Annotated in this window: 11 protein-coding genes; 4 read left to right on the top strand and 7 right to left on the bottom strand. The window is 69.6% G+C overall.

What is annotated here, in order from left to right:
• Positions 1–11 precede the first annotated feature (11 nt).
• The 4 genes from NR810_RS42895 to NR810_RS42880 all read right to left on the bottom strand — a co-directional run bounded on the left by NR810_RS42895 (position 12) and on the right by NR810_RS42880 (position 4,347).
• Complete coding sequence (locus tag NR810_RS42895) at positions 12–2,096, bottom strand: sulfatase family protein (protein ID WP_257461200.1); 2,085 nt, start codon at positions 2,094–2,096, stop codon at positions 12–14.
• A gap of 81 nt (positions 2,097–2,177) precedes the next feature.
• Complete coding sequence (locus NR810_RS42890; RefSeq protein WP_257461198.1) at positions 2,178–2,831, bottom strand: histidine phosphatase family protein; 654 nt, start codon at positions 2,829–2,831, stop codon at positions 2,178–2,180.
• A gap of 67 nt (positions 2,832–2,898) precedes the next feature.
• Complete coding sequence (locus NR810_RS42885; protein ID WP_257461197.1) at positions 2,899–3,294, bottom strand: response regulator; 396 nt, start codon at positions 3,292–3,294, stop codon at positions 2,899–2,901.
• 87 nt (positions 3,295–3,381) lie between these two features.
• The gene (locus NR810_RS42880; protein ID WP_257461196.1) at positions 3,382–4,347 is read right to left on the bottom strand and encodes an aldo/keto reductase; all 966 of its coding nucleotides are present in this window, start codon (positions 4,345–4,347) and stop codon (positions 3,382–3,384) included.
• Between the two features lie 183 nt (positions 4,348–4,530).
• Here NR810_RS42880 and NR810_RS42875 point away from each other — a divergent pair, with 183 nt between their 5' ends.
• Complete coding sequence (locus tag NR810_RS42875; protein ID WP_257461195.1) at positions 4,531–5,706, top strand: tRNA-uridine aminocarboxypropyltransferase; 1,176 nt, start codon at positions 4,531–4,533, stop codon at positions 5,704–5,706.
• A 4-nt stretch (positions 5,707–5,710) separates the two neighbouring features.
• Here the strand turns inward: NR810_RS42875 and NR810_RS42870 are convergent, their stop codons facing one another.
• The 3 genes from NR810_RS42870 to NR810_RS42860 form a co-directional block, all read right to left on the bottom strand.
• Positions 5,711–6,925, bottom strand: a complete 1,215-nt coding sequence (locus NR810_RS42870; RefSeq protein WP_257461194.1) for a hypothetical protein — start codon at positions 6,923–6,925, stop codon at positions 5,711–5,713.
• Between the two features lie 148 nt (positions 6,926–7,073).
• Positions 7,074–7,565, bottom strand: coding sequence for a PilZ domain-containing protein (locus NR810_RS42865; RefSeq protein WP_257461193.1), 492 nt, complete (start codon positions 7,563–7,565; stop codon positions 7,074–7,076).
• Positions 7,566–7,669: 104 nt separating this feature from the next.
• Positions 7,670–8,482 (bottom strand): Fpg/Nei family DNA glycosylase, encoded by an 813-nt coding sequence (locus NR810_RS42860; RefSeq protein ID WP_257461192.1) that lies wholly within the window; start codon positions 8,480–8,482, stop codon positions 7,670–7,672.
• A gap of 155 nt (positions 8,483–8,637) precedes the next feature.
• Between NR810_RS42860 and NR810_RS42855 the strand changes: the two genes are divergently transcribed.
• From NR810_RS42855 to leuS, 3 genes are all read left to right on the top strand, one after another.
• Positions 8,638–9,282: a hypothetical protein gene (locus NR810_RS42855; protein ID WP_257461191.1), complete on the top strand. Its 645-nt coding sequence runs from the start codon at positions 8,638–8,640 to the stop codon at positions 9,280–9,282.
• 28 nt (positions 9,283–9,310) lie between these two features.
• Positions 9,311–9,694, top strand: coding sequence for a response regulator (locus tag NR810_RS42850; protein WP_257461190.1), 384 nt, complete (start codon positions 9,311–9,313; stop codon positions 9,692–9,694).
• 129 nt (positions 9,695–9,823) lie between these two features.
• Positions 9,824–12,322 (top strand): leucine--tRNA ligase, encoded by a 2,499-nt coding sequence (gene leuS / locus NR810_RS42845; RefSeq protein WP_257461189.1) that lies wholly within the window; start codon positions 9,824–9,826, stop codon positions 12,320–12,322.
• Positions 12,323–12,334: the final 12 nt, after the last annotated feature.

Here is a 12,334-nt window from a genome sequence, read left to right as displayed (position 1 = left end):
GGTCTGGCCGCTCACTCACCCCGGCCCTGGCGGGCACCCGTTCCTCCCGGGCGCTCGCGTGCGAGCACCTCGCGCAGCCGGGTGACGACCTCGGGATGCTCGGCGGCCACGTCGTGCTTCTCGGCCGGGTCGGCGGTGACGTCGTACAGCTCCACCTTCACGCCCGACGGAGTGGGCAGCTCCAACAGCTTCCAGCGATCCAGGTACAGCCCCCGGTGTCTGGCGGCCCGCACCGTGGCCTCCCATTCGGGCTTCAGGGCGATGTCCCCCGTGGTGGGGTCCACCATCGCGGTCTCGTAGACCCAGGGGTAGGGGATGCGCACCTCCTGGTAGGGCTGACCGTCGCGGTCGGAGAACCAGAGGTCCGTTTCGAGGAGGGCGGGCGCATCCGGCACCGGCGGGACCCGGGCGCCCGGCGCGACCCAGGAGGCCAGGGAGCGGCCCCGGAAGGTGTCCGGGGCGGGCACGCCGAGCAGCTCCAGCAGGGTGGGCGCCACGTCGATGGACCGGGTCCGCCCCTCCACGATCCGGCCCGCTTCCACCCGCCCGGGGAGGCGGAGCACGAAGGGGATGCGGAGCGCGGCACTCCCCCACAGGTGCTCGCCATGACCGAGGCCCCGGCCCTCCTCGTTGGCCAGGTGCTCGCCGTGGTCCGAGAGCAGCACCACGAGCGTGGAGTCGGCCTGCCCCCGCCGCTTCAGTGCCGCGAGCAGCTCTCCCACCAACGTGTCGAAGGCGAGCACCCCCGCGTCGTAGTTGGCGATGAGGGCGGCGATGTCCTCGGGCGTGGGGGGCGTGGCGTTCGGAGGTACTTCCATCTGGGGCGTGGCGCCGAAGCGCCAGGGGCCGCGATAGCCCTCGGGGATGAAGCGGCCCTCGTACGGGTGGGGCGCGGAGTAGGGGAAGTGCGTCGTGGACGCGAAGACGAGCAGCGCGAAGGGCTCGTCGGGCCGGAAGCCATCGAGCGTGCGCAGCGCGGCGCGGCGCAGGGGCGAAGGGTCGGTCAGCTCGGGGAGCTGGCCACGTTCCGGGAACAGGCCGGGCACGAGCGCCGTCCACGGCAGCAGGGCGACATGGGTGATGAGCATCCGCTGGCGGATGAGGTCCGGGAAGTTGAAGGCGGGGGCCTCCACGTGATGGAAGCCGAAGCGGAAGCGGGAGAAGAGATCGCCCGCGTAGTCGGAGAGCACCGCGGTCCGCCAACCCGCCGCGCCCAGTGCGCTCGCGAGCGTGGTGAGCGGAGCCTCACGCGCCTCGCGGCCCACCAACGTATGACGGAGGGGGTGCTCGCCCGCCCATTGCGAGGTGAGGAGCGTGCCCCACGAGGGCGCGGTGCGAGGCACCTGGACGACGGTCTCCCGGAAGCGGGTGCCCTCTCGCATCAGCCGGTCGATGTGCGGTGAGGTCGCGCGGCCATACCCGTTGCCGGAGAGGTGATCCGGGCGCAACCCGTCCGACGCGAGGATGAGGAGGTTGGGGCGGGGAGACGCGGTGATCTGGGGCTCCTCCTGGAGTGCCCAGCCCAGGAAACAGAGCGCCGTCAGCACGGCGAGCGAGACGGGTGCATACCCCCACCGGGGCAGGCGGCGGACGCCGCGGAAGGTGAGCGCGAGGGTCACCATCACCACGGGCCCGAGTGCCACGGCGCGCCACGTGGCGGGCGATGCGCCACCGAGCGAGAGCAGCAGGGCCTTCGTCCACGCCGAGCGCTCGTACAGGGTGGCGGCGTAGAGGTGCGGGTGGTGGGCCATGTCCGCCAGCACCCAGGGCACCTCCATCACCAGGCACGCGAGCGCGCTACCCCAGAACACGGTGCGGCGGCTGGCGCGCAGGGCCCACAGCCCGGCCCCCATCCATGCTCCCAGGATGAGCCCCACCACGGTGTACGCCAGGATGAGGCGGCCCACCTGTCCGAGCACCACGCTCCGGAACTCGTTCCACACCCTCTCTTCCAGGACGCGGCTCTCGTTGCCCTGATAGCCGAGCTGCATGTTGAAGATGGCGCAAAGCGTGTACAGCGCCAGGAAGACGAGCAGTCCAGCCCGGCAACCGAGGATGAGCGCGCGCGCGAGAGAAGGTCGTGACTCGGAGGCCATGTGCGGTGGACAGCCTGCTCCAACCGCCGTTTCCGGAGGGGGAAAGCTCCCGGGGAGTGCCACCGAGTGAACGCGGATGGCTCAAGGCACGCGCCGCTGGTCCACCTCGTCGAGCCCGCGAGCGTCGAGGTGGGCCACGTCACCCCATTGGGTGACGGTGAGGCGGTGGCCGTCACTGTGGAGCCGGTTGATGCCGGCGTTGCGCAGCTCATGCTTGCGCGGTGCATCGAGCGACATGCCCTGCGCCGCCCGGTACAGGCAATCCAACACTCCGCCGTGCGCGACCAGGGCGATGCGTCCGCCGGGGTGGCGGCGCGCCAGCGTCAGGGTGATGTCGACCACGCGGGCGTGGAAGTCGACGAGCCGCTCGCCGCCCTTCGGCGCATGGTACGGCACCCGTGCCTGCCACGCCGCGAATGCCTCCGGGTACCGCTCGGAGACCTCGGCCTGGGTCAGTCCCTGGAACTCACCGTAGTGGCGCTCGCGCAGTCCCGGTTCGGTCTGCACGGCGAACGGCCGCCCGGCCGCGAGGGCTCGCGCCGTCTGGAGGGCCCGGGAGAGGTCGCTCGAGTAGATGGCATCGAGCGGCTCGGACTGGAGTGCCAGGCCCAGTGCGGCCGCCTGGGCCTCGCCGTGTGCGTTGAGAGGCACATCGAGCTGTCCCTGCAACCGCCGCTCGCGATTCCAGGCGGTCTCTCCGTGACGGATGACGATCAGATGGGTGGGGGCAAGCACGGTGGGGACAATGAAAGCTCCTCGGCTGGCTTGCAATGGCGGACGTCCGTGAGCCCGGGTGCTCGCCTCACCACGGGTGCGTGGTTGCTTCCACGACTTCGGGAGGGGGCTCGAGGGTGCTGTCGATCGCCAGGGCCACGGCTTCCTCGAACTCCTCCAGAGGACAGGTCTTGGAGAGGACGTAGCGGACGCCTGGAATCCAGGGGGCCCGCCGGGTGCTGTGCAGGATGATGGGAATGGACTTGAGCTCCGGGTCCTGCAGGAGGCGCTTGCAGAGCTCGACTCCATCCAGGCGAGGCATCATCCAGTCCGTCACGATCAGGTCCGGCCGATGCCGTCGGGCCAGCTCCAGGGCTTCCAGACCATCGTGCGCATGGATGACCTGGTAGCCCACGACTTCCAGCACGTCGGTGTAGAGCTCCAGCAGATCCATCTCGTCATCGACCAGGAGTACCGTGCTCACGGCGCATCCTCGCTTTCCGGAGCGCCTGACCTGAATGGCGTTTCGCGCCCCTCGATAAGGAGGAGTTGCCCACACTTCACGTGTGATTCAACGGAACTGCCGCGACAGCTCGTCGATGCGGCGCAGCTCGTCCTGGGACAGGGTGAATCCCATGGAGCCGACGTTCTCCTCGGCGTGGCGCCGCTTCGTCGCGCCCGGGATGACGACCACCGTGTCGCCATGGAAGGTGGCCAGCCAGTTGAGGGCTACTTGCGAAGGAGTGACGCCGTGGGCAGTGGCGATCTTCCGGAGCTCCTCGATGAGAGGCCGGCTGCGCTCGAGCCCCTTGGCGCGGAAGCTCGGCAGGAACTTGCGGGGGCCGACGCGGTTGCGGATGAGCGAGGGGTCTTCGTGGAACTTGCCCGACAGCAAGCCCTGGGCGAGCGGCGAGTACGCGATGATCGTGATGCCCAGCTCCTTGGCGGCGGCGAGCACCCCGTTGGATTCGATGCGCCGGTCCAGGAGGCTGTACTGCATCTGATTGGAGACGAGCGGCACGCCCCGCGCGGCGAGCACGGCGTGGGCCTTGCGCATCCGCTTCTCGGAGAAGTTGCTGACGCCCACCGTGCGGATCTTCCCCGCCTGGACCAGGTCGGCCATCGCATTGGACTGGGCCTTGACGGTGGCGAGAGAGAAGGGCTGATGGATCTGATGCAGGTCGATGGGGAAGGGGCTCAACGCCGAGAGGCGATCGCCGATCGTCTTGCCGATGTGGGAGGCGAAGCGTGGGAAGGGAAACCACTTCGTGGCGACGACGACGTCCCCGGGCTTCTTGCCCAGGCGCGTGAGGGCGGCGGCGAGCGCGCGCTCCGAGCGGCCATTTCCATAAGCCTCGGCGGTGTCGAACCAGTTGATGCCGCCGCGCAAGGACGCGTCGACGATCTCCTGGACGGTGTCGGCGGGAAGGGCTTCCCAGAAGCCGCCGGCCAGACCGGAGCCCTCGGAGAACTGCCAGCACCCCAGGCCGATGGGGGAGATCTCGATCTCGGACTGTCCCAGTCTGCGAAGCTTCACGTAGGTCCCTCCTGCCGCGCGGGGGCGCGGGCCTTGGCGGGCGCGCAATCTCCCGTGCTTTCCAGCGGAGGGCAACGCCGGTCCTTGGGAGGGCAGCCGGGGAGCCGGGCGCCTACACCCGGTTGGACCCATCCCACACCTCGGCCCTTGCCGGCCCCCCGGGCATGCCGTTAAAGCGGCGAGGTGCGTTCCCTCTGTCTCCGCTGCCTTCGTCCCCAGGTCACCTGCTACTGCGCGCAAGTGCCCCAGGTGGAGTCGCGCACGCGGGTCGTCTTCCTTCAGCATCCCCGGGAGCGTCGGGTGGCCATCGGCACGGCCCGCATGGCGCACCTGGCGCTGCCCAACTCCGAGCTCTACGTCGGCGTGGACTTCTCCGGCCATTCACGGCTCGAGGAGCTGGCCGCCCGCCCCGAGCGCGTCGCCGTCCTCTTCCCGGGTGAGGAGGCCATCCCGTTGGAGGAGGCGCGCGAGCAGCCCCCCGAGACGCTCATCGTGGTGGACGGCACCTGGCCGCTGGCGCGCAAGGTGGTGAAGACGAACCCGCTGCTGGCGGGGCTGCCGCGCATCGGCTTCGTGCCGCGCCGTCCGAGCAACTACCGCATCCGGGCCGAGCCGGCGGACCACTGCGTCTCCACGATCGAAGCGGTGGTGGAGGTGCTGGGGGCGCTCGAAGGAGAGCAGGAGCGCTTCGACAGCATGCTGCGCGCCTTCAACTACATGGTGGACACGCAGCTGGACCGCCAGGCGACGCGGACGGAGCCGCCGCGCCGGCGCATCTACAAGTCCGCGTGGCAGCCGCCGTCGGAGCTGCGTGCCATCTCCGAGGACTTCGAGCACCTCGTGCTGCTCTACGCCGAGGCCAACGCGCACCCGTCGGGGGAGGGCATTCCCGCCGAGCTGGTGCACCTGGTGGCGATGCGTCCCTCCACGGGAGAGCGCTTCGAGGCCGTGCTGGCGCCGCGTCAGCCGTTGGCGCGTAGCACGCCGCTGCACGTGGAGCTTCCGGAGGAGACGTTGCTGGCCGGAGAGCCGCTGGAGGCGGGCCTCGCGCGCTTCCAGGCCTTCCTGCGTCCGGGGGACAAGTTCGCGGTATGGACGACGTTCGCGTTGGATCTGCTGCGGCGCGACGGCTTCCCGGTGCCCGATGCGGTGAACGTGCGGCTCTCGTGCGCGAGGGCCCTCAAGCACAAGTCGGGAGGCGTGGAGCAGGGCGCGGCGCTGCTGGGGGCGCCCCTTCCGGAGCCCTGGGCGCCGGGACGTGCCGGACGGCGCATCGCGGCGCTGGAGGCGGTGGTGCGCGCCCTCGACGAGCGGGGCCGGGCCACCGAGCCCCCTTCGCGCAACCGGCCCGCGGCCTGACCCTTCAGCGCTTGCCCTGGGCGGGCGCGGGGGTCTTGGTGGGGGAGGGCTTGCCCTGCGTCCCCTGGGTCGTGGGCTTCCGGGTGGGCGGCGGTACGGCTTTCGCCGCCGGGGCCACCGCCTTCACCTGGACGGGGGTCGCGGGCGGGGGCGCGTGAGCCGCCGCGAGGAGCGGCTTCATCGAGTCGCGCAGCTCCCCGCGCACCACCGCGCGGAAGTCCTCCTGCACCGCGGCCCGCACCTCGCGCTGGATGACGTCCTTGAATTCCTCGCTCTGGAGGGCGGCCTTGAGCTCGTCCTGCACCAGGGCCTTCACGTCCCCGCGCAGCTGGCCAAGCGATTGATCCAACCCCTTCACGTCCTTGTGGAGCGGGTCCACGGCCTTGCTGATGCTGTCGAGCGTGGCGCCGGTGACGGCCATGATGAGCTGCTGGGTGCTCTCGCTCTGGCTCTTCAGCTCCGTCTTGAAGGTGCCCAGGGCGTCACGCATCGCGCCCAGGGAGGCGATCTCCCGCTTGAGGTCCTCCAGCTCCCTGGCGCGGGAGTCCAGCTCGGCCTTCTTCTGATCGAGCAGGGCCTGGGTGTCGCGCAGCAGCGTCGTCTGCTGCGAGCAGCGCGCGTCGATGGAGAGCAGGTTGGCGTAGGTGTTGCCGGTCATCTGGCACATCGACACCGCATCCTGCGAGTCGAGCAGCACGAGCGAGGCGCTCAGCGCGAGCAGGACGATGGAGAGCATCGTCAGCGCGGCGCCGCGGGTGATGCGCGAGCTCGATTGCAGGTCCGGGCGCTCGAACCAGCCCCGCCGCGGGCCCAGGAGACCCGCCAACGAGATGACGACCAGGGTGAGCAGGGAGAGCGCCTTGCCCGGGGTGATCTCCAGCACGAGCTTGGAGACGAGCTGGACCGCCTGCCACGTCGAGCCGGTCTCGATGTCGAGGTCTCGGCCGGGGGTGCCTTGCTCCGCGCTCCCCCAGGAGGGCTGATGGGCCTGGCAGAACCCGCGCATCTCGCTCGCCCAGGGCGGCATGGCGTCCACGAGCGAAGTGCTCGGGCAGAGGCCGAAGATGTACTTCGAGGTGCCGGTGACGAACGCGTGGTGCGTCCGATGACGCTCGGAAGCCTTCGTGAGGGCCCATTTCCACGAATAACCGAGGGACGCGATCGCCAGGGCGAGTGCGATCCAGGGCAGGGCTTTCTTCGCGAAAGCTCGCAGGGACATCGACGGCGGCTCCTTGGAGGGGCTCGCGGGAGCGCGAGGAACGGCGCGGTGCCCCGGGAGGATCGCCGAGTTGATCGACGGGGACAACGTGGGAGGAGGACGCCGTTGCCGGAAGGCGTCTTCCGGGGAACAGGGGCCCGGTCCCCTGCTACTGCTGGGTCGAGTTCACCCGCTCCAGGGCGAAGTCGATGAGGGCGATCTCCAACAGGTCCAGCTCCCGCTGGGTGAGATCCAGGAAGTTGAACGAGGCGCGGTGCTTCTCGTGCTTCTGAAACTGGGAGACCACCCGGACCCGGCCCGCCAGCGTCGAGCCATCCATCAGCTGAAGCACCACGTCGGGCCGCTCCGCCTGATCCACCGGGTGGGGCATGATCACCGAGAAACCGCCGTAGGAGATGTCCAGGGTCTTGGTCCACACGTTGCCGTAGTTCATCTGGAGCTCCACGGGCAGCGACAGCGCCACGCGGTAGTGGCGCCGGGCCTCGGGGCCCTCGAGCATCAGTCCCTGGGCCTTGAGCAGTGTCTTCGCGAACTGCTCGCGAGCGCCCAGGTAGCTCTGCCGCTCGGCCTCATCGAGCTGTCCCTGCCGTGCCTTCTCGTGAAGGGTGCGGAACTCGGTGATGAACTGATTCTCGATCATGGTGTGACCCCTTCTCCGCGCTTCTCTCTTACTTAGTGGGAATTCCGCTCCTCCGTCCATCCACGAGTGGGCGACAACCCTATACTCCGCGTCAACCCTACACCTCACCTCGTGCTCCGGCGAGCAGCCTGGCAGCGCGGACAGAAGAACAACGACCGGCCCGCCAGCTCCTGGCGCGAGATGGATGTGGCGCACCGGGGACAGGGCTGTCCCTCGCGGCCATAGACGCTGAACCTGTCCTCGCGGCGCTTGCCGGGAGTCTCCCAGGGCGCCGGGGGCGCATGGGGCGCGACGATGCGTCCATCCCGGGCCGCGTCCTCCAACAAGCCTCGGAGGGCCTCCCACAGGCGCTCGAACTCGGCCGGGCGCAGCTCGGAGGCGGGGCGCAGGGGCGGTAGGCGGGCGAGGAAGAGGGCCTCGGCGCGCAGGATGTTGCCCACGCCCGAGATGCGCTCCTGGTCGAGCAGCGCGGCCGCGAGAGGCGTCCGGCCGCGGCGGAGGGCCTCGAAGGCCCGCGCGGGGGAGGCATCCGGGCGCAGAGGATCATCCCCGAGGCGGGAGCGGAGGGTGGCCTCGGCTTCGGGGCTCAGCAGCTCACAGGCCTGGGGCCCGGCGAGGTGGAGTGTCGCCCGGGGCGAGGCGAGCCGCAGCCGGCACGAGGAGGAGGGGAGGGGTGCTCCGGCGCGGAAGTGCCGGATGTGGCCGAAGAGGCCGAGGTGGATGTGCAGCAGCACTCCGCCCTCGAAACGGTGGAAGAGGTGCTTGCCATGGGCTTCCACGCCGAGGAGCGTCCGTCCGGACAGGTGCCGGGCTCCTGGCGAGAAGCGTCCCTGCGGCGAGTCCGCGGTGAAGCCACGCCCCACGAGCCACCGGCGGTGGATGCGGGCGATACGGTGGATGATGTTCCCTTCGGGCATTCCTCCCAGGTAACGCGGAGCACATGACCTGTCTCGTCGGTCTGGGGAAAACTCGCTCGCCTGGATGTTCAGGCCGTGAATATCCGGGGCGCGGTCCACGTCGCGTGTCTGGCTGCCTGCTCACTGACCTGGCTGCCTTCTCACAGGAGAAGAAAATGAAGATTCGGAGTGGTGGTCTGCTCGCGGTCGCGATGGCTGTTCCGGCTCTGGTCGCTTGTACGCACACGCCGGTGGGCTACCGGGTTCCCGGAGAGGGCGAGCAGCGCGTGGTCGTGGTCACGGAGCGCGACGCGGTGAAGACGGGGCAGCCGGCGTGGTCGCTGGCGATGCCGCTGGGCGAGGAGGAGGACGCGTCGGTGCTCAAGCTGCTGGCCCAGGCCGAGGCCTCCGGGGCGAAGTACCTGAGTGACGTAGACGTGGTGTACGCGGCCGAGGACAACGGGCAACGGTTGGAGTGCCGGACCCACTACCTGCCCGTCGTGGCGGTGGAGAGCAAGACGTTGCAGCGGCCCCACTTCCCGATGCGGGCGCCGATGCATGTCCACGTGCCCCAGGTGACCGTCGCGTCGAGCCCCGGAGAGGTGGCGACGACCACGGTGGGGGAGACCCGGACCCAGCCGTACGTGCGCCTGCCCGCGCACCTCAGCGACATCCCGCACTACGACGAGCAGCTGATGGTGAAGCGGTGGCGGCTGCTGAGGACGGAGCCCGAGTGCAAGCCGCTCGCGCAGGTGGTCGAGCGCGTGGAGAGCCGTGCCTACGGTTGTGGCGCCTCCGCCTGCGAGGACAAGACCCTGTAAGCGCCCGGCGGGTGCTATGGTGTCCACCATGACGCAGCAGATCCGTGCGCTCGTGGTGGACGACTCCATGCCCATGCGGCGCAGCCTCATGTACGCGCTGCAGCGCCTGGGCACGTGGGTCCATACCGACGAGGCCCAGGATGGGGCCGAGGGCCTCAAGAAGCTCACCCAGGGGCGGTACGATCTCGTCCTCACCGACATCAACATGCCGTTGATGGATGGGCTCAAGCTCATCCGCCACCTCCGGCAGACGGACGCGTACCGTTCCGTCCCCATCGTGGTCATCACCACCGAGTCCGCCGTCGAGGACCGGGAGCGCGCCATGGCGCTCGGGGCCAGCGCCTACCTGATCAAGCCCGTGCAGTCCAAGGTCGTCCAGGACACGGTGAAGAGCCTGTTGCGCCTCGAATGACGGTGGCCCGCCGGGGGAGTGCTCGTCCCAGGGCTGGCCCCTGGCCCCGTGCTCCAGCCGTCAGTGGGACACGGACTGGCGCGTCTGCTGTTGCCTGGGGGCTGGCGTCCCACTAAGACGCACCCCGTCATGGCCATGAACGAGCGTTACGAGCCGCAGGCAATCGAGCAGAAGTGGCAGACCCGTTGGGAAGAGGCGGGGGTGTTCCGGGCGGGCAAGCGTCCGGGGGCTCCGAAGAAGTACATCCTCGAGATGCTGCCGTACCCCAGCGGGAAGATGCACATGGGGCACGTGCGCAACTACCTCATCGGGGACGTGTACGCGCGCTTCTTCCAGATGAAGGGCTACGACGTGCTGCACCCCATGGGGTGGGACGCCTTCGGTCTGCCGGCGGAGAACGCGGCCATCAAGGACGGTGTGCATCCGGCGGTGCGTACCCGGGAGAACATCGACTCCTTCAAGAAGGAGATCCGCTCGCTGGGCTACAGCTACGACTGGAACCGCGAGGTCAACACCAGCGAGCCCGAGTACTACCGCTGGAACCAGTGGTTCTTCATCCAGATGCTGGAGCGCGGGCTGGTGTACCGCCGGTTCAGCAAGGTGAACTGGTGCACGGGCTGTCTGACGGTCATCGCCAACGAGCAGGTGAAGGAAGGCACGTGCGAGCGCTGCGAGTCCCCGGTGGTGGACAAGGAGCTGCCCGAGTGGTCCTTCCGCATCACGAAGTACTCGCAGGAGCTGCTGGACGGGCTGGATCAGCTGAAGGAGTGGCCCGAGCGCATCACCTCCATGCAGCGCAACTGGATCGGCCGCTCCGAGGGTGTGGAGGCGGACTTCGACGTCCAGGGCGGGAGTGCGCGCATCCGCGTCTTCACCACGCGCGTGGACACCATCCACGGCTGCACCTACGTGGTGCTGGCGCCGGACCACAAGCTGGTGTCGCAGATCACCACGCCCGCGCAGCGCGCCGAGGTGGAGGCCTTCGTGAAGAAGATGGCGGCCGTCTCCAAGACGGACCGCACCGCCGAGGGCGCCACGAAGGAGGGTGTCTTCACGGGCGCCCACGCCATCAACCCGTTCACCGGCCAGCCGGTGCCCATCTGGATCGCCAACTTCGTGCTGTCCGACTACGGCACGGGCGCGGTGATGAGCGTGCCGGCGCACGACGAGCGCGACTTCGAGTTCGCGCGCAAGTTCGGCCTGCCGGTGAAGGTGGTGGTGCAGCCGGCCTCGGGTGACAAGCTGCCGTCGGGAGATGCGCTGGAGGCGGCGTACACCGAGGACGGCGTGCTGGCGGACTCGGGTGAGTACACCGGTCTGAGCTCGGCCGAGGCGCGCCAGAAGATGGGCGCGAAGCTGAAGGCCGAGGGCCGCGGCGAGCCCAAGGTGACGTACCGCCAGAAGGACTGGGGCTTCAGCCGCCAGCGCTACTGGGGCACGCCCATCCCCATCGTCTACTGCGAGAAGTGCGACCCGGAGCGCAAGGGCCAGCCGGTGCCCCTGGCGCAGCTGCCGGTGCGCCTGCCGGAGATCGACACCCAGGCGGTGCTGACGGGCAAGGGCGAGCCGCCCCTGGCCAAGGTGCCCTCGTGGGTGAACACTACCTGCCCCAAGTGCTCCGGCCCCGCGAGGCGTGAGACGGAGACGATGGACACCTTCGTCGACTCCTGCTGGTACTTCGCGCGCTACCTGTCGCCGAAGTTCGACGCGGCGCCCTTCGATCCGAAGGAGGCCCAGCGCTGGCTGCCGGTGGACGTGTACGTGGGCGGCCCCGAGCACGCGGTGATGCACCTGCTGTACTTCCGGTTCTGGACCCGCGTGATGAAGCTGCTGGGGCTGAGCCCGGTGGACGAGCCCGTCACGCGGCTGGTGACGCAGGGCATCGTCAACGGCCCGGACGGGCGGAAGATGTCCAAGCGCTGGGGCAACGTGGTGGCGCCCGCCTCCATCGTGTCCAAGTACGGCGCCGACACCGCGCGCACCTACGTGCTGTTCGCCGGCCCGCCGGAGCGTGACTTCGACTGGTCCGATGACCAGGTGGAGGGCGCCTTCCGCTTCCTGAAGCGGGTGTGGACGCTGGCCGTGCAGCACCAGGGCGCGGTCGGGGCCACGCACACGGGGGCCTTCGAGGGCAAGGCGCTGGAGATCCGCCGCGCCGCGCACAAGTGCCTGAAGCGGGTGGGGGAGGCCATCGAGCGCCTGTCCTTCAACACGGCCATCGCCGGCACCATGGAGTACGTGAACGCGCTGTACGCGCTGGGCACGCCGGAGACGGCCGCGGAGAAGGCGGCCATGGTCGAGGCCATCCGGACGCTGACGGTGGTGCTGACGCCGTTCGCCCCGCACCTGGCCGACGAGATCGCCGAGGCCTACGGCTCCAAGGAGCTCACCGTGACGCAGGGCTGGCCGGAGTTCGACCCGGCCCTGGTGGTGGACGACGTGATTCCGTACGCGGTGCAGGTGAATGGCAAGCTGCGCGCGGAGATCCGCGTGTCGGCGGACGCGGCCGAGGCGGACGTGCGCGCCGCGGCCGAGGCCGATGAGCGGGTACAGGCCGCCATGGCGGGCAAGACGCTGCGCAAGTTCGTCTTCGTGCCCAAGCGGCTGGTGAACTTCGTCGTCGGCTGAGACGGAGGCCCG

It is taken from the genome of Archangium lipolyticum (genome assembly GCF_024623785.1).
Taxonomy (GTDB): domain Bacteria; phylum Myxococcota; class Myxococcia; order Myxococcales; family Myxococcaceae; genus Archangium; species Archangium lipolyticum.
The sequence above is the reverse complement of the archived record's forward strand: the minus strand, read 5'-3'. Positions and strand labels throughout refer to the sequence as shown.